This is a genomic window from Pelobacter propionicus DSM 2379 (assembly GCF_000015045.1).
Taxonomy (GTDB): Bacteria; Desulfobacterota; Desulfuromonadia; order Geobacterales; family Pseudopelobacteraceae; genus Pseudopelobacter; species Pseudopelobacter propionicus.
Map to the genome: position 1 here is coordinate 2,743,262 of NC_008609.1, position 20,147 is coordinate 2,763,408.

18 protein-coding genes are annotated in these 20,147 nt (G+C 60.0%); 4 read left to right on the forward strand and 14 right to left on the reverse strand.

Annotation, left to right across the window (positions count from 1 at the left end):
- Positions 1–88 precede the first annotated feature (88 nt).
- The 6 genes from PPRO_RS12505 to PPRO_RS12530 all read right to left on the reverse strand — a co-directional run bounded on the left by PPRO_RS12505 (position 89) and on the right by PPRO_RS12530 (position 5,274).
- Positions 89–1,999 carry an ATP-binding domain-containing protein gene (locus PPRO_RS12505; protein ID WP_011736390.1) on the reverse strand — a complete coding sequence of 637 codons (1,911 nt, stop codon included), beginning with the start codon at positions 1,997–1,999 and terminating at the stop codon, positions 89–91.
- A 99-nt stretch (positions 2,000–2,098) separates the two neighbouring features.
- Positions 2,099–2,374, reverse strand: coding sequence for a type II toxin-antitoxin system RelE/ParE family toxin (locus PPRO_RS12510; RefSeq protein WP_011736391.1), 276 nt, complete (start codon positions 2,372–2,374; stop codon positions 2,099–2,101).
- Positions 2,374–2,628: a prevent-host-death protein gene (locus PPRO_RS12515; protein ID WP_011736392.1), complete on the reverse strand. Its 255-nt coding sequence runs from the start codon at positions 2,626–2,628 to the stop codon at positions 2,374–2,376. The genes PPRO_RS12510 and PPRO_RS12515 overlap by 1 nt, the downstream gene beginning before the upstream one ends.
- A gap of 122 nt (positions 2,629–2,750) precedes the next feature.
- On the reverse strand, positions 2,751–3,464 hold the full coding sequence (locus PPRO_RS12520; RefSeq protein ID WP_011736393.1) for a methyltransferase: 714 nt from the start codon (positions 3,462–3,464) through the stop codon (positions 2,751–2,753).
- Between the two features lie 4 nt (positions 3,465–3,468).
- Positions 3,469–4,779, reverse strand: coding sequence for a DEAD/DEAH box helicase (locus PPRO_RS12525; RefSeq protein ID WP_011736394.1), 1,311 nt, complete (start codon positions 4,777–4,779; stop codon positions 3,469–3,471).
- Between the two features lie 168 nt (positions 4,780–4,947).
- Entirely contained in the window at positions 4,948–5,274 is a 327-nt protein-coding gene (locus tag PPRO_RS12530) for a BrnA antitoxin family protein (protein WP_011736395.1), read from the reverse strand.
- 332 nt (positions 5,275–5,606) lie between these two features.
- Between PPRO_RS12530 and PPRO_RS12535 the strand changes: the two genes are divergently transcribed.
- On the forward strand, positions 5,607–7,625 hold the full coding sequence (locus PPRO_RS12535) for an ATP-dependent helicase (RefSeq protein ID WP_011736396.1): 2,019 nt from the start codon (positions 5,607–5,609) through the stop codon (positions 7,623–7,625).
- A gap of 58 nt (positions 7,626–7,683) precedes the next feature.
- Here the strand turns inward: PPRO_RS12535 and PPRO_RS12540 are convergent, their stop codons facing one another.
- Positions 7,684–8,826: a deoxyguanosinetriphosphate triphosphohydrolase gene (locus PPRO_RS12540; RefSeq protein WP_011736397.1), complete on the reverse strand. Its 1,143-nt coding sequence runs from the start codon at positions 8,824–8,826 to the stop codon at positions 7,684–7,686.
- Between the two features lie 445 nt (positions 8,827–9,271).
- Here PPRO_RS12540 and PPRO_RS12545 point away from each other — a divergent pair, with 445 nt between their 5' ends.
- From PPRO_RS12545 to PPRO_RS21520, 3 genes are all read left to right on the forward strand, one after another.
- On the forward strand, positions 9,272–10,666 hold the full coding sequence (locus PPRO_RS12545) for an FAD-binding oxidoreductase (RefSeq protein ID WP_011736399.1): 1,395 nt from the start codon (positions 9,272–9,274) through the stop codon (positions 10,664–10,666).
- A gap of 2 nt (positions 10,667–10,668) precedes the next feature.
- Complete coding sequence (locus PPRO_RS12550; RefSeq protein WP_011736400.1) at positions 10,669–12,009, forward strand: (Fe-S)-binding protein; 1,341 nt, start codon at positions 10,669–10,671, stop codon at positions 12,007–12,009.
- 515 nt (positions 12,010–12,524) lie between these two features.
- Complete coding sequence (locus PPRO_RS21520; RefSeq protein WP_011736401.1) at positions 12,525–13,202, forward strand: PEP-CTERM sorting domain-containing protein; 678 nt, start codon at positions 12,525–12,527, stop codon at positions 13,200–13,202.
- 82 nt (positions 13,203–13,284) lie between these two features.
- On the opposite strand, the gene PPRO_RS12560 is transcribed toward PPRO_RS21520, so the two are convergent.
- From PPRO_RS12560 to gmhB, 7 genes are all read right to left on the reverse strand, one after another.
- A complete protein-coding gene (locus tag PPRO_RS12560) occupies positions 13,285–13,998 on the reverse strand; it encodes an L-fuculose-phosphate aldolase (protein WP_011736402.1) in 714 nt (237 codons plus the stop codon).
- A 26-nt stretch (positions 13,999–14,024) separates the two neighbouring features.
- Positions 14,025–15,125, reverse strand: a complete 1,101-nt coding sequence (gene rodA, locus PPRO_RS12565) for a rod shape-determining protein RodA (RefSeq protein ID WP_011736403.1) — start codon at positions 15,123–15,125, stop codon at positions 14,025–14,027.
- Positions 15,118–17,046 carry a penicillin-binding protein 2 gene (mrdA, locus tag PPRO_RS12570; protein WP_011736404.1) on the reverse strand — a complete coding sequence of 643 codons (1,929 nt, stop codon included), beginning with the start codon at positions 17,044–17,046 and terminating at the stop codon, positions 15,118–15,120. Before mrdA ends, rodA begins: the two co-directional genes overlap by 8 nt.
- Positions 17,043–17,537: a rod shape-determining protein MreD gene (gene mreD / locus PPRO_RS12575; RefSeq protein WP_011736405.1), complete on the reverse strand. Its 495-nt coding sequence runs from the start codon at positions 17,535–17,537 to the stop codon at positions 17,043–17,045. The genes mrdA and mreD overlap by 4 nt, the downstream gene beginning before the upstream one ends.
- Positions 17,534–18,352 (reverse strand): rod shape-determining protein MreC, encoded by an 819-nt coding sequence (gene mreC / locus PPRO_RS12580; protein ID WP_011736406.1) that lies wholly within the window; start codon positions 18,350–18,352, stop codon positions 17,534–17,536. The genes mreD and mreC overlap by 4 nt, the downstream gene beginning before the upstream one ends.
- A 210-nt stretch (positions 18,353–18,562) precedes the next feature.
- Positions 18,563–19,462, reverse strand: coding sequence for a glucose-1-phosphate thymidylyltransferase RfbA (gene rfbA, locus PPRO_RS12585; RefSeq protein ID WP_011736407.1), 900 nt, complete (start codon positions 19,460–19,462; stop codon positions 18,563–18,565).
- A 56-nt stretch (positions 19,463–19,518) separates the two neighbouring features.
- Positions 19,519–20,079 (reverse strand): D-glycero-beta-D-manno-heptose 1,7-bisphosphate 7-phosphatase, encoded by a 561-nt coding sequence (gene gmhB, locus PPRO_RS12590; protein WP_011736408.1) that lies wholly within the window; start codon positions 20,077–20,079, stop codon positions 19,519–19,521.
- Positions 20,080–20,147: the final 68 nt, after the last annotated feature.

Here is a 20,147-nt window from a genome sequence, read left to right on the forward strand (position 1 = left end):
CGAGGCGGGTGCCAGGCCAGTCGCCACCCCTTATCAAACAGCCTCATAAAGTGTCATGGCAAAGGACTCCGCTTACTGAAAAGTTCACTTACGCCAGCCCCGCGGCAAGCTCCCTCCAGTACACGATGTCCAGACGCCTGCTGGCGCGGGTAACGCAGACATAGAGCAGATTCCGGTCCAGGGCGGACTTCCTGAAATTCCTGGAATTCGGGTCGTACAGGATCACGTTGGCGAATTCCACTCCCTTCACCTGATGGGCGATGGTGACCAGGGCTCCCGGCTCGAAGGTCAACTCACCCTGTTGATGCAGCCCGGGTATACCGGCCAGGGCCTTGTGGAGCATCTTCTCGTCCGACTTTTTCTTGCAGATGACGGCGGTCAGGCTGTTCCTGTCCTCGGACGTCAGCTGTTCAACCAACCGGCGCAACAGCGCCAGTGCACCCTCCTCATCCTCTGCCCTGTGGTACTCCAGGGCGCCGGAATGCCTGCCCACCTGCTCGCTGTCACGGTTGCTGATCCTAGCGGCCAGGGCCATGATCTCCGTGGGGCAGCGGTAGGAAACGGACAGGGTCTCGTTGCTCACCCCGACCTCCTTCAGGTTCGTGCGGAACAGATCGAAGTCGGCCGCATCCACCCAGGACAAAATCTTCTGTCTGCTGTCGGCGCTGAGGGTTATGCTGCTATGCCTGTCCGTTGCCGCGAGGATCGCCTCCAGCTCCAGGAGCGAAAGGTCCTGCCCCTCATCCACAATGATATGGGCGTACCAGTCCAGGGCCTCACGGACCGGACCCTCATTTTCCCGCAGCTGACAGAGCCTGAGCAGCACGCTCAGGTCGGCAAACGACACTGCCTGGCTTCTGACCGAGTAGCGCAGGCGCAGGTCTGCCAGAAATTCTTCTCTCCCCGTTCCATCCACAAACAGGGCATCCAGGACGTACGGCTGGCCGTAAAACCGCCACAGATCCTGAAGCGGCTCCACCTCCTGCACCTCCCTGACATAGCGGGCCAGCAATGCGGACAGGCGTGACGATTTCTTCCGAGCCGTCAGGGCATCGCCCACAACCGGCTTGATGACCTTGCCGGTCAGGGCGGTGATGGCGCTCAGGGCCCAGGCGCTGAACGTGTCCACCCGCGTGGTGCCGAGCAGGTCGGCAGAGGTCTGCCGGACGTAGTTGCGGAGCACCTTGTTGAACATGAGGACGAGGCAGCGCTCAGGGGTGAACCGGTCCGGGTCGTTGAACTGCAGGCACGACAGCCGGTGGAGGCTCACCACCGTCTTGCCGCTGCCGGCACCGCCAGTGATCAGGGTACAGCCGTCAGTGGCTTCCGCCGTAATCATATGGAACTGATCGGGAGAGATGAGCGAAACGATATCCACCATGCGGTGGTCCTGGTTGGCCAGCTTGGTGTCGGTGGTCGAGTGATACTGCTTTGGGTTTTTCACCCATCCGCCGCCGGCTAGCTCAAACACATCATCGCCGCACTCCATGCGCCGCAGCCGGCGTTTCGCGATCTCCACCGTGTCACGCCGGGTTATCACCCCTTCCCGCTCTTTGCCCTGAATGGTTTCGCAGTACTCATCCCCCAGCTCATAGTCATAGAAAAAGCGGGAGATGGGGGCTTTTCGCCAGTCAACGACCAAAGCCCGGTTGTCATGGGAGACAAAGCCCTGCTTGCCGATCCGATATTCTCGGGCTCCGAGCCTCCTGTCGCAGTCGTTGATCCCCACAATGCCGAAGTACGGGCTGTCCGTCATCTGGAAGGAGGCAAGATATTTGGCAGGATCAAACGCGTCGTTCTCGATCAGTTTTTCCGTCAGCGAGTTTTTTTCGCGCCAGCTGACGGAGTCCAGGCGTTCCTTCTTCAGTTCAGCCATGTAAGTTTCATGATTGGCGATCTTGGTCCTGTTCTGTCGGGCCGTCTCCTCGATGGAGCTGAGCAGTTCGGACAGGCGCTGCTGCTCCCGAAGGACTATGTCAAATGGAGGTTGTTCATTCATATGCGGACCGAAACCAATCCTGTCGTGTAGTGAAAGAGGTATCCAATGGCACGTCGATATCAGGAGGGGGAGCCGTAAAAGACCGGCTTTTAAGCAGTATCAGTACACCGAATCGTGGTCGCCAACGTTCACCGGAATAATTTCCTGGTCTTTCATCAGAAACTCCAGCGTGATGCGATAAGACAGGTTGATTGAAACCGAGTGCAAACCGGCAAGTCGTCCTGAAAGCGGATGCTGGCGCAATGAGGGATGGAGAGGGTTAGCCTCCAGAAGTTGCAGGGTTTTCAGATACTGTTTTTCAAGCTCCGGATGGCGTTTCAGAAAACGCAGGGCACGTTTTTCGTACTGCTCGGTAAATACCAAAGACCAACTCATCAAGCGCCCTTGAGGCGGGCCAGGTGATCTTCGGCGCTCTCTTTGACAAAACGCCCTCCGGCAAGATCGGCACGGGTCTGTGCAAGAGCGGCTTCCAGTTCACACTCGCGCAGATAATGATAATGGTCCATACTCATCACCACGAACCGCTCCTTGCCGCGAACTGAAATAACCGCTTCCGGCTGCGTGGCAAGCATGGCTTCAATTGCGGAAACCCCTTTAACTTTCAAATCGTTTGCAGATATATGCGGCATGACGAACCCCCATGACACTCTTCATAACACACTTAACCACACCATTAAGAGTGTTGTCAACGATGTTGTTTGGTTATGCATGGGGAATTGGATCGGTTTCAATAACCGGCCTGAAACCCGGATTATCCTAAAAAACGTTCCGTCCGCCACTGCCAGTTGTCCAGCTTTACTCCCAGAGTGAGTTCCGGCTCAGCGATCAGCAGTCTGTTTTTCGGCGTGATATCCCCCGGGATCTGCTGGGTGAACACACGGTACCCCTGGGAGCGCAATTGGAACACGCGGACTGCATCCATTGCCAGCGGACCAGGCAGCCAGCCCTCCAGGCCACCGAGATCGGCACCCTTGAGATCGTGACAGCAGGGCAACACTGCAACTCTGGCTCGTGCTTCAACCGCCCGGTCGAGTATCAGGTCCGTCAGTCCGCCGCAGGCATGCGCCGAGACTATCAGATCATCGTGATGCAACACTACCTCCCGCAGATCCGTCTCGACAAACCGGATTCTGTCCTTCAAACGCGGCCAGCAATCGTTCATCGCTACTGCCAGGGCGACGGCACTCTTCGGGATCTGCCGATCAACAGCCAGGGCCACAGGAGAACTGTCGTCAAGCAGCAGGAGGATCTGCGCCAGCAGTCCGTGACCACAGGCAAGGTCGACTATCCGCCCCCCTCTGAAGCGCCGTCGCACCCGCCTTGCAACTTCCCATGCTTCGTACAGCTCCTTGCGCGGCAGACAACCGGCACGACAGACCGCCCGGGCGATGGTGTCAAACAGGGTGTCTCCGGTAAATTTATGGAGGAGTTTTTCGGTAAGCCGATTGCGTGACGAGCGATCCATTGGGTTACGACCTGGCCCCCCGGCGACCGGTTTTGGGGGCGGGCCTCTCTTCCACGACTTTTTTTCGTCGGGAAGTCCTGGTCTTTTCCGGAGCCTGCGTCAGCTTTTCCCGTGTCTTCCTAGCCTTGGACTTTTCCTTGGCCTGCTTGCTTTCCTTTACCTCGATACTCCGTTTGGCCGCATACTGCGGGAACTCCGCCAGGGTCTGACGCGGGATGGCATACTTGAGCAGTTTCTCAATCGCCTGCAGCAGCGGCTGCTCTTCCCGGCTGACCAGCGAGAGAGCCACCCCGTCCTCTCCGGCCCGGCCGGTGCGACCGATCCGATGCACATAGTCTTCGGGAACCTGGGGCAGATCGTAATTCACCACATGCGGCAGGCGCTCGATGTCGAGCCCGCGCGCCGCCACATCGGTCGCCACCAGCACGCGAAACTCACCCCGCTTGAACTCCGCCAGGGTACGCGTCCGGAGCGACTGGCTCTTGTTGCTGTGAATGGCGGAAGCCTTGATCCCGTCAAGGAGCAATTCTTCAGTCAGCTTGTCCGCGCCGTAACGGGTGCGGGCGAAGACCAGCACCTGATTCCATCTCCCCGTGCGGATCAGGAACGAGAGCATTTCCCGTTTGCGGCTACGTTCGATCTGATAGACCGCCTGGGTAACCGCGTCGGCGGCGATATTGCGGCGCGCCACTTCGATCCGCCGCGGCTGATTGAGCAGCTCGTCGGCCAGCTGCTTGATGCTCTGGGAATAGGTTGCCGAAAAGAGCAGAGTCTGGCGCTTGACCGGCAGATACTGCGCCACCTTGTGGATAGCGTCGATAAATCCCAGATCAAGCATGCGATCGGCCTCGTCCAGCACCAGAAACTTGATCCGGGAAAGGTTCACGGTGCCCCGTTCCGCGTGATCGAGCAGCCGCCCCGGCGTGGCGACCACGATATCCACGCCGCGGTGCAGCCGTTCGATCTGCGCCTGGATGTTCACCCCGCCGTAGATCATCGTGGAGCGCAGCGACAGGCGGCGGGCGTAATTGTTCATCTGCTCGCTGACCTGGGCCGCCAGCTCGCGGGTCGGAACCAGGACCAACGCGCGCGGCCGGCGGCGTTTGTCCGGGGGAATATTTTCACCCAGCATCTGCACGATCGGCAGGGCAAACGCCGCAGTCTTGCCGGTGCCGGTCTGGGCACCGGCCAGCAGGTCGCAGCCCTCGAAAATCGCCGGGATCGCCCCGGTCTGGATGGGGGTCGGATTGGTATAGCCCTGGGCGGCAATCGCGCTCAGCAGCTCGGCGCGCAGGCCAAGAGTTTCAAAAGACATTGATCGAACTCCTTATGTAAATACATCAGGGATGGCGGTTTCAAAAGCAGTTTGGCGCAAAAATAAAACCACAGGGTGTCCCCTGTGGTTCGATGCATTCCATGTATAGCACGCCGGCTCTTGTAGCGACAACGGCTTTCTTGCGCAGCTTCCTGATATCGCGCCAGTTCATGGAACCCCGGCCTGGAACGAGACGATCCTGCCTTCTTCCGCCTGATAACTGATTTCGATGGGGTTACAGCACTTCGCAGTCCTCGATGTAACGGCATTGATCATGGATTGGTGGCCTTTCCCCTGTTTCTTGAAGAACTCGATCACATCCAGATCTATGCGCAGAGTGACCTGTTTTTTCTTCTCCGGCCAGCGGATTTGGGCATCTTTAAAGAAGTTGTCGCGAAGGGGCGGGATGTCGGAGTAATCGATCTCTTCGTCCTTCATCTTTGTAACCCGCCCCCAATCAGTGCGCGAAGGCCTTGAAGTATGCTTCTCTTTCATCACGATCACCTTTTCTGAAGGAAATTATCCGCATGATCCCTTTCTTCCCTGTTCCCTCGCACACCCCATCATTTACCCATGCCATAAAAATGTTCTCACCTATACCCCACGGCACCACTGCTGTCAACGCGCTACGACAGCCGCCATGACACATTACGGCATAGCTCAGTCAATCCCCGCAAAGCCCGCATCACCGCTTACGGTTCACGCTCGATCACCCACAGCTATTTCCCATCCGTTCCTCCACCTTTCTGCATCACTTCCCTGATCTTACACCCTGCCCAAACAAAATTTGCCCGCCCTCCCCCCTTTGTGCTACACATTGTCCCCCTATGAAGAAACTCAACCCGCAACAGTTCCTGGCAGTGCGCCACACCGAGGGGCCGCTCCTGATCCTGGCCGGGGCAGGCTCCGGCAAGACCCAGGTCATCACCACCCGCATCGTCCACCTGATCAAGGACAGACAGGTCCCGGCGGAGAATATCCTGGCGGTGACCTTCACCAACAAGGCGGCCCGCGAGATGCGCGAACGGGTCGCCTCCATGGCCGGTAAAAGTTCCGAGGGGATCATCATCTCCACCTTCCACTCCCTGGGGGTGCGTATCCTCAGGCGCGACATCCGGTCACTGGGATTCAAACCCAACTTCTCCATCTACTCATCCTCGGACCAGGCCGGGGTCCTGCGCCAGGCCATGCGCGAGCGCAACATCGACCCCAAGCAGTGCGACCCGGACAGCATCCTCTGGCGCATCTCCGGCGCCAAGAACCGGCTGGTAGGGCCCTACGAGTTCAAACCGACCAGTGACGACCGCATCGAGCTGGCCACGGCCAGCGTCTACCCCCGCTACCAGGAGCTGCTGAAAGGCTTCAACGCCATCGACTTCGACGACATCATCATGCTGTCGGTCAAGCTGCTGCAGTCCACCCCGGCCATCCTGGAGCACTGGCAGAAGCGCTTCAGCCACATCATGGTGGACGAGTACCAGGACACCAACGCCTCCCAGTACCTGCTCATCTCGCTCCTGGCAAAGCTGCACGGCAACCTGTGCGTGGTGGGGGACGACGACCAGTCCATCTACGGCTGGCGCGGGGCCGAGGTGCGCAACATCCTCAACTTCGAGCATGACCACGCCGGCTGCCGGGTGATCAAGCTGGAGCAGAACTACCGCTCCACCAGCTCCATCCTGGATGCCGCCAACAGCGTCATCAAAAACAACCAGCTGCGCACGGACAAGGCGCTCTGGACCGCCCTGGGCAAGGGCCGCGAGATCGACCTGATCGTGGCCGGGAGCGAGGAGGACGAGGCGGCCAAGGTGGTGGAGAGCATGCTGATGGAGCAGTTCCGCGACAAGCTCTCTTGGTCGGACCTGGCCATCCTCTACCGCTCCAACTCCCAGAGCCGGGCCTTCGAGGAGAAGCTGCGCCAGGAGCGCATCCCCTACGTGGTCATCGGCGGCCAGCAGTTCTACGAGCGCAAGGAGGTCAAGGACGCCATCGCCTACCTGAAGGTGATCGACAACCCCAGCGACGAGGCGTCGCTCCTACGCATCATCAACTTCCCCCGCCGGGGGATCGGCGACAACACGCTGGTGCGGCTGAACCAGTGGTCCCTGGAGCACGACCTGCCGTTGTTCCAGACATTGGCACGGGTGCGGGATATCCCGGACATATCCGAGTCGTCCAAGAAGGCGGTGGAGGCGTTCCACGCCATGATGCGGGGGGTAATGGAGGGGTTCAAAAATATCCGCATGGGGGAGCAGGTCAATGCCCTGTTCAACCGGCTGCGCATCGAGGATGAGCTGTACCGCACCCTGAACGACGCAAGCCAGGCCCGAAAGCGCATCGAGAACATCGAGCAGGTGGTCAACTCCCTGGCCGTGTACGAGGAGCAGAATCCCAAGGGCACCCTGTCCGCTTTCCTGGAACGCATCTCGCTTTTGGACGAGGACAAACCAAACGAGGACGACAAGGAGCATGGTCGCGACGCGGTCACGCTCATGTCGCTGCACTCCAGCAAGGGGCTGGAGTTCAGCCACGTCTTCCTGGTGGGGATGGAGGAGGACCTGCTGCCCCACAAGCGCTCCATCGAGGAGGACCCGACGGTGGCCGAGGAGCGGCGCCTCTGCTACGTGGGCATCACCCGCGCCCGGCGCCACCTGACCATCTCCCGCTGCCGCACGCGCAGGAAGTACGGGGCGGTGGAACAGCGCAACCCCAGCCGCTTCCTGGACGAAATACCGGAGCATCTTTTGAACAGCGAGGGGGGCGAACAGCAGGAGGGGGCAAAGGATTCAGACTCCATGGCAGCCGACTTCTTCGCCCAGATGCTGGGGGAAAACAGTGATCAGTGATCAGTGATCAGTGATCAGGGTACAGGGTACAGTAAAACCGCTGTCCACTGTCCACTGCCTACATCCTCTCGTACGGTTCGAACAGGCGGCGGTATTCGTCCATGGCGAAACGGTCGGTCATGCCGGCGATGTAGTCGCAGACCACCCGCTGCAGACCGCAGCGCTGGTAGCGGGCCTGATACTTGGGCGGCAAAAGGTTGGGGAAACGGAGATAGGTCTCGAACAGGCGGGTGATCACGATCTCGGCCTTGACCCGCATCTTGTCCACCTTATGGTGGCGGTAAAGCTTCTCGAACAGGAAGCGTTTCAACTCTGCATTGCGGGTGATAATATCGTCGCTGAACTGGGCCACGCAGCTGTTCACCAGCCGCAGATCATCGGTGGTGACGATGCCCAAGCGCTCCAGGTTGGACTCGATCATGGCGCACAGGTCGGTGAGTTGCAGGCCGATCAGGGCGCTGATGGTCTGGTACACCAGCCGCCTGTCGTCGATGGCAGGGTATTTGCCCCGCACCCCTGAGCTGACCTGGCGCCACAGGTCGACCTCTTCCAGCATGGCCAGGGAGAGATGCCCCGCCTTGAGCCCGTCGTCGATGTCGTGATTGTTGTAGGCGATCTCGTCGGCAGAGTTGATGATCTGGGCTTCGATGGAGGGCACCACCCCCGGCAGATATTCCTTCATGATATCCAGGGGGGCATCGTAGGGACTGGCATGCTTGATGATCCCCTCGCGCACCTCCCAGGTCAGGTTGAGTCCGTTGAAGCCGGGGTAGCGTTCCTCCAGCGAGTCCACCACACGGAATGACTGCAGGTTGTGCTCGAAGCCGCCGAAATCCTCCATCAACCGGTCCAGCACCTCCTCGCCGGTATGGCCGAAGGGGGTGTGCCCCAGGTCGTGGGCCAGGGCCAGCGCCTCGGTCAACTCCTCGTTGAGATGGAGCTTTCGGGCGATGGCACGGCCGATCTGGGAGACCTCCAGGGAGTGGGTCAACCGGGTGCGATAGTAGTCCCCCTCGTGGTTGACGAACACCTGGGTCTTGTACTCCAGCCTGCGGAAGGCAGCGCAGTGGATGATCCGGTCCCGGTCGCGCTCGAAGGCCGGGCGGTTGTCGCGGAACTCCTCGACATGCTTCCTGCCCAGGGAGAGGGCGCTGCTGCAGGCATAGGACGCCAGATCGGCTCGTTCGACGGAATCGCTCATAGTGGTTCCTCCTCCTCCCCTTGATAGCACACTTTCCCGGCCATACCACAGTATTTTCAACCTGATGGGGATCAATGCGCTCCCTTCGCCGCCCCTGGTGGACGCGCTCCCGCCCCTGTCATCGCCCCCCCCTCTCAACCTTTGTTTCCAATCGGCATGTTCCGGCCGGCAAGTCGCAGGCTGCGCCCCTCACCGTCAAGGCTACGCATGCTCCAATGCGGCAGCCACCACCACCCATCACTTTGAAAACGTTCGACTATTATACAGACAGAGCCGTACGGCGCCGGCGCACAACTGATAAATTATTTTGACATCCAGCAATACACATGTTAATTGGTAATACAACTAAACCAAATCACCACCACAGATAAAACGATGTGCCGCTACCATGGCAGACGATTCCAAACCTGGCACTACCCACAGAACTCAACAGAGGAGGATGCAGATGCTTGACAGGTCGATAATCGAGAAACTTGAGGCGCTGGTCGGAAAAGAGAACGTACTGACCAGCAAGATGGATCTGGTGGCCTACAGCTACGACGCCACGGCGGATGTACCCCGCCAGGCGCCGGACGTGGTGGTTCTTCCCACCACGAGCGAGATGGTCCAGGAGATCGTCAACCTGGCCCGGGCCAACAAGATCGCCATCTACCCCCGCGGCTCCGGTACCAACCTGAGCGGCGGCACCATTCCGCTCAAGAAAGGGATCGTGCTCTCCATGCAGAGGATGAACAAGATCCTGGACGTCGATGCAGCCAACCTGACCGCCGTGGTCCAGCCCGGCGTGGTCATCGCCGCCCTGAACTCCGCCGTAGCCCCCTTCGGCCTGATCTACCCGCCTGACCCGGGCACCGTCACCACCGCATCCATGGGCGGATCCTGCGCCGAGAACTCCGGCGGCCTGCGCGGCCTCAAGTACGGCGTGACCAAGAACTATATCATGGGCCTGGAAGTGGTCCTGGCCAACGGTGAAAAAGTCCGCTTCGGCGGCAAGACCGTCAAGAACGTCACCGCATACGACTTCTCCAACCTGTTCGTCGGCTCCGAGGGGACCCTGGGCATCATCACCGAGATCACCGCCAAGCTGATCCCGGCCCCCAAGTACCGCCGCAGCATGATGGGCATCTTCAAGACCCTGCAGGACGCCGGCAACGCAGTGGCCGGCATCATCGCCGCCCAGGTCATCCCCGCCACCCTGGAGATCATGGACCAGATGACCATCCGCACCGTCGAGGACTTCGCCAACATCGGCCTGCCCACCGATGCCAAGGCGCTGCTCTTGATCGAGGTGGACGGCATGTCCCAGGACGTGGTCACGGCAGAGGCCGAGGCGGTCATGAACGTGGTCAAGACTAACAACGGCGACCTGCACACCGCCGATACCGACCAGGAGCGCGACCAGCTCTGGACCGCCCGCCGCAACGCCCTGCCGGCCCTGGCATCCCTGAACAACACCGTTGTCCTGGAGGACGCCACCGTTCCCCGGAGCCGCATCACCGATATGCTGGTGGCCTGCGAGAACATAGGCAAGAAGTACAACCTGACCTTAGGCACCTTCGGACATGCCGGCGACGGCAACCTGCACCCCACCATCCTGTGCGACAAGTACAACAAGGAAGAGATCTCGCGGGTTCACAAGGCGGTTGACGAGATCTTCGAGGCGGCCCTGGGGTTCGGCGGCACCCTCTCCGGCGAACACGGCATCGGCATCGCCAAGATGAAGTACCTAGGGAACGAACTGGGCCAGAGCGGCCTGAACCTGATGAGAAGCATGAAGGAAGCCCTTGACCCCGAGTACCTGTTAAACCCCGGGAAGATGGTTCCCCTGAAAGAGGTATGACCATGACCGCAGCAGCGAATACGAAAACCACAGCAACCACGACATACCACGACGACCTGGAGATCGTCAGGCAGGAACTGGACAAGTGCATGAAATGCGGCAACTGCATGGCGGTCTGCCCGGTGTATTCCATCGACAAGGTGGAATCGGCGGTCACCCGTTCCAAGATAGCGGTTGCCGACGCGGTGCTGACGGGTGAGCTCTCCCTGGACGACCCACAAGTCTATCATATGGTCTTCAACTGTCTGGTCTGCAAGTCCTGCATGACCAACTGCCCCACCAAGGTCAACTTCGACCGCATCGTCCTGGCGCTCAGGGCTGCCCTGGTGAGGAAGAACGGACTCCCCTGGCTGAAGAAGATGATCTTCTCCACCTTGAAGCATCCCAAGCTGTTCGATACCGGCATGAAGGTGGGCGCCGCCATGCAGGGGCTGGTCTTCCGCACCGACAAGACCAAGAAGGCGATCTCCCCCCGCTCACCCTTTGCCTCCCTGGGCGAGGGGTTCGGCTTCGACGCCGACCGGCAGATGCCGGAACTGACCGTCACCCCCCTGCGGGACCGGGTACCGGACGTGATCAAGGTGGACAAGCCGGCGCTCAAGGTCTCCTTCTTCACCGGCGATTCCCTCAACTACTTCTATCCCGATGCCGGCCAGGACCTGATCGAGGTACTGACCGCGAACAACATCGAGGTGCACATACCCAAGGATCAGTCCTGCTGCGGCGTGCCGGTTCTGGTGCACGGCGATATCGACACGGTACGCACCCTGGCCAGGAACAACATCGACGCCTTCGATAAGACCGGCAGCGACTACCTGATCACCGGCTGCGGTTCCTGCGGCGGCGCCTGGAAGCACGACTACGTGGAACTCCTGGCCGCCGACCCGGTCTACGGACTAAAGGCCAAGCACTGGGCCGAACGCACCTACGACATTTCCACCTTCCTCACCAAGGTGATCAGCTTCCGCAAACCCATGGGTGAGGTAAGATCGGTGGTGACCTACCACGACTCGTGCCACCTGAAGAAGTCCATGAAGGTCTTCGCCGAGCCGCGCGAGATCCTGAAGAGCATCCCCGGCGTCACCTTCAAGGAGATGTCGGCCCCGGACACCTGCTGCGGCAGCGGCGGCTCCTACGTGGTATCCCACTACGAGACCGCCTCCGGCATCGGCAAACGCAAGGCCGAGGATATCAACAAGACCGGCGCCGACACCGTATCGGTCGGCTGTCCCGCCTGCATGATGCAGCTCCTGGACAACATCAACCGCTTCGGCAACGCCCAGAAGACCCGGCACTACATCTCGCTCCTGGCCGAGTCGTACCGCAAGGAAAAGGGGAAATAGGTAATCAGCTCTTTTCCAGCGAAATTCGAAGCAAACGTACAAAGCCTCCCGCGCCAGGGGAGGCTTTGTACGTTTACGGCTCAACAGGCTGGTTGGCCCCTATCACAAAGAGTACAATAGTTTACATATGATAACAGTCTTCCAGCGGCACGGACACAGCGGCTGCCGCCCACAATGTCAACCACACCGACACTTTTACAGCACCTCCCCCATCCTTCCCACCTCACCACCGCCACACGACACGAACCCACCAAGTTAACTATCTATAAACAGGGCTATTTTTACTTTCACAGTTTCGAGACATGCCCACACGCGTCCGAAAGGCCTGAAGCCTAGCTGTCGACAAAGTTTACGAATACCGATCCCCTCCCGACCTCTCACTATATTCAGCAATGAACTCAGTCACTTAAAAAGTGGGCATCAGTTATGCTTTCTGTTTACCTGTAAAAAGTAACCACCTGGATACGCAGAGGCATATCGTGCTGAACAGGCACACTACTTGAGAGGAGGACGTCATGAAAAGCATGGTGAGGGCACTATTTCTGGTCGGTACACTGCTACTTTCCCTCGCAGCCAGCGCGGGGGCCTATACCTATCCTGTCGCGATGAATGACACCGTGTATATCGGCAATGGCCCGGGACTATACAGCGGAGGTGAATTCTACGTCTACAACAGTGCAAGTCGAACCACATCGTTATTCAGCACGTTCTGCCTTGAACGCAACGAATACATTAACTACGAAAGCGCATTCAGAGTAGCTGAAATAAGTGATTCAGCACAACGGGGCGGAGCCAACATAACCCAGCCACCTTATGGGGACCAACTGGATCAGAAGACAAAATGGTTATATTGGAACTTCGTGCAGGGCACGCTCGACGACAAAGTGCCAGACTTCACCTATGGCACGGCAGCATCCAATGAGGCCCTGCAACTGCTTATCTGGATAACCGAGGATGAAGGGGTTCCCGTTTTATACGGAGGCGAACACAACGATCTGATTAACAAGCTTTCGAACGCCTATTCCTCAGATGACGTCATCGGTGACGTCAAGGCATTAAATCTTATGGATTCGAATGGCGGCTATGCCCAAAGCCTGCTGGTGGCAGCCGTTCCCGAACCGGGAACCATGGTTCTGCTGGGCATGGGCATGCTGGGGCTGGCGGTATTCGGAAAACGGCGCATAAACCGCTAGCGCTGGAAGCAGTCGTCGCGTTGACCAAAAAAGACGGTACCTGTGGGTACCGTCTTTTTTTACGTTTGGGAAATGATGGCGATCAGTGCACCTCTTCCCGGTTTTGCCCAGCCGCGTCGAATTTATTTACACCCCCAGCACCCGAACCGGTTGTCCCCCTCTGGCCGTACACGGCGAACTTGCCGATCACCCGCTCCATCTCGTCCTGGGGAACCATGACCGGTTCGCCGATGCACTTGGCTTGGTAGTAGATCTGTGCCACCAGCTCGATCTCCTCGGCAACGGCAAAGGCGGTGGCCAGGTTGGGACCCACGGCCACCAGGCCGTGGTTGGCCAGCAGCAGGGCATTGTGCTCACCGATGGAACCGGCAACGCTGTCGGCCAGCTCCCGGCTGCCAAAGGTGGCATAGGGGGCAAGGGGCACCTTGTGTCCCGAGAAGGCCACCAGATAGTGCACGGCCGGGATCTCCCAGCCCAGACAGGCCATGGTGGTGGCGTAGACCGAATGGGTGTGCACCACGGCTCCGATGTCGGGGCGGGCATGGTAGAGCGCCAGGTGAAAGCCGAACTCACTGGACGGTTTGCGTTCCCCGGTTACGGCAACGCCGTCCAGGTCCAGCACCGGAACATCCGCGGGCTCGGTCTCGTCGTATTCCATCCCGCTGGGACTGATGGCCACCAGCCCAGCGTCCCGGTCGATGACGCTCAGGTTGCCGCCAGTCCCCGAGGTAAGCCGGGCACTGACCATTTTGCGGCCGAAACGGACGATCTCCTCACGCTCATTCTGCAGTAGCACTAATGCCTCCCGTAAAGCTTTCGATTTCAGAACATGAACCTGCGCATGCTGATGCTCTGCAGGATGCCGATCCCCACCATGGAGGTGATCATTGAGGTCCCGCCGTAGGAGAAGAACGGCAGCGGCACCCCCACCACCGGGAACAGGCCGATCACCATGCCCATGTTGATGACGATGTGCCAGAAGAGCATGGCGGTCACCCCCATGGCCAGCAGGCTGCCGAAGCGGTCGTTGCAGCGCCGGGCAATGTTCAGCCCCCACAGCACCAGGCAAAGGTAGAGGGCGATCAGGATCAGACAGCCGATAAAGCCCCACTCCTCGGCGAAAACCGAGAAGGCGAAGTCGGTGTGCTGTTCCGGCAGGAAACGGAGCTGGGACTGGGTTCCCTTGATATACCCCTTGCCCAGAAAACCGCCGGAACCGACGGCAATCTTGCTCTGGATGATGTGGTAGCCGCTGCCCAGGCGCGAACGCTCGGGATTGAGGAAATCCAGCACCCGGTTCTTCTGGTAGGGGCGCAGCAACTGGGCCCAGGAGAACCAGACCAGCGGTATGGTGACCAGCGCGAAGGTAACCACCGTGGACCAGCGCAAGCCGACATAGAAAGCCATGGAGAAGGCGATCAGGATCACCAGGGTTGCGGTACCCAGGTCCGGCTGCTTCATGATCAGCATCGCAGGCACGGCCAGTATCGCCAGGGGGATGAGCACGTCCCGCACCGTCATGCCGCCATCGGCGTGAAAACGGCTGAAGAAACGGGCAAAGGTCACGATGACAACAATCTTCATCGGTTCAGACGGCTGGAGACTGAAGAGCCCCAGGTTCAGCCAGCGGGTGGCGCCCATGGAGGTCCGTCCGAAAAGCAGCACCATCAGCAGCAGAAACAGAACGAAACCGTACAGCCAGTAGGAGAAGTCCTCCAGCAGGTGGTAATCCACGCAGCAGACCGCCACGGCCACGAACAAGCCGAAGAAGAGCCAGTAGAACTGCTTGATGAAGTAGGGATCGCCCACCGGGGCATAGGAGAATGAGGCGCTGTAGATGTTGGCTATTCCCACCAGGCAGATGACCAGGGCCAGGGCGGTCAGGGTCCAGTCGATGTTGGTGAACAATCGGCGGTCAATCATTGCGTTCCTCCCCATCCGGGTGTGGCTGCTGTTCCGTCGCCGGAGCCTCGTCCGTCTCCTCTTCGGCCTCCGTTTCTTTCTCAGCCACAGGGCGGGCCACCGGTTTGGGGGGATGCTTTGTCTCGTACCAGGTCCGTATGATGCGCCCGGCGATGGGCGCGGCGGCGGAACCGCCGTGCTCGCCATGTTCGATGACCACCGCCACGGCGATTTCCGGCTTCTCAAAGGGGGCAAAGGCCACGAACAGGGCATGATCCCGATACTGGTAGGGGATTCCTCCCCGGCTGTCGCGCAGCTTTACGACCTGGGAGGTACCGGTCTTTCCGGCCACCGTCACATAGCCGACACGCGCCGCGCCGCCGGTACCGCCCCGCTCGTTCACCACGGCGAAGAGCCCCTGTTTCACCAAGCGGAAGCTGCGCGCCGATATGCCGGTGGTTCCGATGCGTTCCGGCCCGAACTCCCTGAGCGTCCTGCCATCGGCATCGACGATCCGTTTCACCAGTTGGGGACGGTAGATCGTCCCCTCGTTAGCCACAGTGGCGATCATGGAGGCCAGCTGAATAGGCGTCATCAGCACATACCCCTGGCCGATGGACACCGAGGGGGTTTCACCGCGGATCCACGCTTTCCCGAAGCGCTTCTGCTTCCAGGCGATGCTGGGGATCAGCCCCCCTTTTTCGTGCTTCAGGCCGATGCCCATGGGCGAGCCGAGCATGAATTGCCTGGCCGTGGCGGCGATGCGGTCCACCCCCAGCCGTTCTCCCAGATGGTAGTAATAGACGTCGCACGACTCACGCAGGGACTTTTTCAGGTTAACGCTTCCGTGGCCGTGCCTGTTCCAGCATTTGAAGGTGGAGGTCCCCATCCTGTAGGCGCCGGAGCAGCTGACGCTGCTGTTTTCATCGACCAGATTGTTCTCCAGGCCGGCCAGGGCGGTGATGATCTTGAAGGTGGAGCCGGGGGGATACTGGCCGCTCAGGGCCTTGTTCTCCAGGGGACGGCGCTTGTCCTCCAGGTACTGTTTCCAGACATCCGGCGGCATCTTGCCGCTGAACAGGGCGGGATCAAAGCCCGGATTGCTGACAAAGGCCAGGATCTCGCCGCTGTTCACATCCATGGCCACCGCTGCGCCCGCCTGTTCACCGAAGGCGCTCTCGGCCCCCTGCTGGATCCTGGCGTCGATGGTCAGCACCACGCTGTTGCCCACCAGGGGCTGAGTCTCGGAGATGGTCCGCAGGACCCGTCCGCGGGCATCCACCTCAAGCTGCCGGCCGCCGTCACGGCCGTGCAGCACCGCCTCCCAGGCCCGTTCTATACCGTTCTTGCCGATGTAGTCGCCGGGGTTGTATGCCTCGTTCCCCTTCCGGGAAAGTTCGTCCTCGGAAACCTCGCCGATGTAGCCCATCAGGTGCGAAGCCAGCATTCCGCTGGCATACTGCCGCACCGGCTTGACCTCGATCTCCACCCCCGGCAGACGCAGATGGTTCTCCTCGATGATCTCCACCTGGTCGCGGGTGATGTTGGCGGCCAGCACGATCGGGTAGTATCTGGCCCTCCCCTGCCCCTTCTTCCAGCGCTCGGCAAGCTCCTCCCGGTCGACCCCCAAAAGCGAGACCAGCTGGTCCAGCAGGGCCTCCTTGTCCTTCACCTCCTGGGGGACGACCGCCAGGCTGAAGGAGGGCTGGTTGCTGACCAGCACCGTAGCGTTGCGGTCCATGATCGCGCCCCGGGAGGCGGCAATGGGCACGAAGCGCAACCGGTTGTCCTCGGACTTGCTGCGGTAGTCATCGGCGTTCAATATCTGCAGGTGCCAGAGGCGCAGCAGCAGCAGGAAGAAGATGGCGGCAACCATGAAGGAGAGCAGAACGGTGCGTTGCTTCATCTCCATGAATTCACGGACGAAACGTTTCTCTTTCATGCAACTTCCTCTTCCGATGAGAACAGGGGGAGCAGGGCAACCAGCGAAGCCGCGAAGGCGTTGACCAGCAGGTGGGGAAAGAGCCCGGAGGCCATGGTGTAGAGCAGATTGGGGGAATCGGTGAGCATCACCAGCAGCAGGAGGTTGACGAGCATGCAGACCAGGGTCGCTCCGCTGACCGTCATCACGAACAGCAGGCCGCTCTCCGTATAGAGGCGGTCGGCCACACTCTTGATCAAGAGGAAGATGATCAGGAAGGAAAAACCGTTCAGCCCCAAGTAGAGGCCGCTGAACACATCCTTGACCATCCCCAGCAGCCAGGCCAGGGGCATGCCGGTGCCATAAGAGACGCGCAGGGCCAGCACCACCATGATGATCAGCAGCAGGTCGGGCTTGAACATTTCCACCAGATACAGCGGCAGCAGGGAGGACTGAAGCACGATGGCCGTCAGGGTGGAGAAGAAGAGAATCAGGGCGCCGCGATGATTCATAGCCCCCCCCGCTGAATCACCAGGACCTCTTCCAGATGGTCGCTGTTGACCGCCGGGCGGATGGTCACGGTCTGGAAGATGCCATACTCGCCCCGCTTGACCATGGTCACCTCTCCGATGGGCAGTCCCTTCATGAAGACACCGCCGATACCCGAGGCCACCACCTGGTCGCCCACCTTCACATCCTCTTCGCGGGTGGTGAATTCCAGGGTGCAGAGCCCCTCACCCTTCCCTTTGACCACCCCCCTGGCGCGGGAGCGCTGGATGGTGGCGGCAATACCGCTGCTGTGATCGGTCAGCAGCAGAACACGCGAACTCTCCGGGGCGACCTTGATGATCTGCCCGACAACGCCGTCCGCCGCCACCACCGCCATTCCCTCCCGCAGGCCGCTGTTGCTGCCGCGGTCAATGATCAGGGTACGGAACCAGGTGGAGAGATCCTCCCCCACTACCGAGGCGGTCAGGGTGGGCGCCTGCAGCGCCTCCTTCATGGCCAGCAGACGGGCTAGGCGCCGGTTTTCCAGCACCGCCTCGTTCTGGAGCACGATGTGCGTGTTCAGTTCCTTAATCTGACTGATCAGTCTCTGGTTTTCCTGCTGTACATCCACCAGGTTGACATAGTCATTCCACCCGTCAGAGCAGAAACGGCCCATTGCGGTTACCGGCCACATCACCGGCGATACAAGGGTCAAAACGCAGCGTTCCAGGACGTTGGCCTCCCGGTTGCGGGGGATATTCAACGAAAACAGGATCAGGGCAGTGAGAAGCGCGAAACAGATCACCGCGATCAGACCGTACTTTTTCAGGTTGTCCATAACAATCAGTCCCGTGGATGCGCCCGATGACGGATATCCACCCGCAGAGGTATATCCGAAGAGGGGGAGTGGGCTAAAGAGCCGAATTCGTCTCCGTTGACAGAGTATCAAGCCAAATATGACTGCTGCGCTTCCTGCCGCAGCTTCTGAGGCCGGAAGCGATCGGCGAACACAATGACGGGCAAACACAGCCCGGTTGGGGCCTCGCTCTCAGGAAGCGATCGCACAGCGCTCCGCCTCTTCGCAGACCCGCCGGAGGTAGTCGCCATAGGATGAGACGGGAGTCTCCCTGATCAGCTTCCGCATCTGTGTCAGGCCGATAAAGCCGAGCCTGAGGGCGATCTCCTCCAGGCAGGCGATCTTCAGCCCCTGGCGCGATTCGATGGTTTCGATGAAATTGCTGGCCTCCAGCAGGCTCTTGTGGGTACCGGTGTCCAGCCAGGCGATGCCCCGCCCCAGGCGCTCCACGGTCAACTGGCCACGGCGTAGGTACTCCAGGTTGACGTCGGTGATTTCCAGTTCTCCCCGGGCGGAAGGTTTCATGGCCTTGGCGATGGACACCACCTGGTTGTCATACAGATACAGCCCCGGCACGGCGTAGCTGGATTTTGGGTTCTGCGGTTTTTCCTCGATGGAGAGCACCGTGCCGGCGCAGTCGAATTCCACCACGCCGTAGCGTTCGGGATCATGAACCTGGTAGCCGAAGATGCGCGCCCCCCACTGAAACTCGGCCATAATGCGGTCCAGATGCATCCTGCCGTAGAAGATGTTGTCCCCCAGGATCAGGGCAACCGGCTGATCTGCGATGAACTCCTCTCCGAGCAAAAACGCTTGGGCGATCCCCTTCGGTTCCGGCTGAACCATGTAGGAGAGGGAGACCCCCCAGCGCGAGCCATCACCCAAGAGCGCATGAAAGCGGGGGATATCGTGGGGAGTGGATATAAGCAGGATATCGCGGACACCAGCGGCCATGAGGGTCGCCAGAGGGTAGTAGATCAGCGGCTTGTCGTACACCGGCTGGAGTTGTTTGCTGGACACCAGCGTCAAGGGGTAGAGACGGCTTCCCGCTCCACCTGCCAGCACGATTCCCTTGGTGATTCCACGGGACATGACATAAACCTCCTGGAAAAAATGAGTGTGAAATTTACACTGCGGAAAAAAACCTGTCAAACACCATCGCACATGGCGGCAAGGGATATCGCCGCGGCCAGCAGGTCATCGTACACGGCAACGCCGGGGGGGAGGCGGGACTCCTCATCGGCGCCGTATCCGCTGCGCACCAGAATGGGACTGCATCCGGCCGCGCGGCCGGCCTCTACGTCGCTCAGCTTGTCGCCGATCATGAACGACGAGGCCAGGTCGATGTCCAGCCTGTCCGCCGCCTCCAGCAGCATACCGGGAAGCGGCTTGCGGCAGGAGCAGGAGACGGCGTAAGCCCCCCTGCCGTCCGGATGATGGGGACAGTACAGCCAGAAGTCGACCCGTGCCCCGGCGGCTGTTAACTGGGCCGCGATGTGGCGATGCAGCGCCTCCACATCCTTTTCAGCGTAGTAGCCGCGCGCCACGCCGGACTGGTTGGTGACCACCACCACCAGGAATCCCGCCCGGTTCAGCAGGCTGATGGCCCAGGGCACGTCGGCGATGAAGCAAAAATCCTCGACGCGGTGGAGATACTCCCGCTCCTGATTGATGGTACCGTCCCTGTCCAGAAAGACCGCCCGCCGCATAGTAAAACTCCTTTGACAAACCACCGTGAAACCGATAACAATAGCCGGTCAGCCGGCAAATCCACGAA

What these genes read in the sequence shown, in the direction of transcription:
- PPRO_RS12515 (WP_011736392.1), bottom strand. Translation starts at nt 2,628, where the DNA reads ATGCCGCATATATCTGCAAACGATTTGAAAGTTAAAGGGGTTTCCGCA.
- PPRO_RS12505 (WP_011736390.1), bottom strand. Translation starts at nt 1,999, where the DNA reads ATGAATGAACAACCTCCATTTGACATAGTCCTTCGGGAGCAGCAGCGC.
- PPRO_RS12540 (WP_011736397.1), bottom strand. Translation starts at nt 8,826, where the DNA reads ATGAGCGATTCCGTCGAACGAGCCGATCTGGCGTCCTATGCCTGCAGC.
- PPRO_RS12520 (WP_011736393.1), bottom strand. Translation starts at nt 3,464, where the DNA reads ATGGATCGCTCGTCACGCAATCGGCTTACCGAAAAACTCCTCCATAAA.
- mrdA (WP_011736404.1), bottom strand. Translation starts at nt 17,046, where the DNA reads ATGAAAGAGAAACGTTTCGTCCGTGAATTCATGGAGATGAAGCAACGC.
- mreD (WP_011736405.1), bottom strand. Translation starts at nt 17,537, where the DNA reads ATGAATCATCGCGGCGCCCTGATTCTCTTCTTCTCCACCCTGACGGCC.
- PPRO_RS12550 (WP_011736400.1), top strand. Translation starts at nt 10,669, where the DNA reads ATGACCGCAGCAGCGAATACGAAAACCACAGCAACCACGACATACCAC.
- PPRO_RS21520 (WP_011736401.1), top strand. Translation starts at nt 12,525, where the DNA reads ATGAAAAGCATGGTGAGGGCACTATTTCTGGTCGGTACACTGCTACTT.
- PPRO_RS12530 (WP_011736395.1), bottom strand. Translation starts at nt 5,274, where the DNA reads ATGAAAGAGAAGCATACTTCAAGGCCTTCGCGCACTGATTGGGGGCGG.
- PPRO_RS12535 (WP_011736396.1), top strand. Translation starts at nt 5,607, where the DNA reads ATGAAGAAACTCAACCCGCAACAGTTCCTGGCAGTGCGCCACACCGAG.
- rfbA (WP_011736407.1), bottom strand. Translation starts at nt 19,462, where the DNA reads ATGTCCCGTGGAATCACCAAGGGAATCGTGCTGGCAGGTGGAGCGGGA.
- rodA (WP_011736403.1), bottom strand. Translation starts at nt 15,125, where the DNA reads ATGATTGACCGCCGATTGTTCACCAACATCGACTGGACCCTGACCGCC.
- PPRO_RS12510 (WP_011736391.1), bottom strand. Translation starts at nt 2,374, where the DNA reads ATGAGTTGGTCTTTGGTATTTACCGAGCAGTACGAAAAACGTGCCCTG.
- PPRO_RS12525 (WP_011736394.1), bottom strand. Translation starts at nt 4,779, where the DNA reads ATGTCTTTTGAAACTCTTGGCCTGCGCGCCGAGCTGCTGAGCGCGATT.
- PPRO_RS12545 (WP_011736399.1), top strand. Translation starts at nt 9,272, where the DNA reads ATGCTTGACAGGTCGATAATCGAGAAACTTGAGGCGCTGGTCGGAAAA.
- mreC (WP_011736406.1), bottom strand. Translation starts at nt 18,352, where the DNA reads ATGGACAACCTGAAAAAGTACGGTCTGATCGCGGTGATCTGTTTCGCG.
- gmhB (WP_011736408.1), bottom strand. Translation starts at nt 20,079, where the DNA reads ATGCGGCGGGCGGTCTTTCTGGACAGGGACGGTACCATCAATCAGGAG.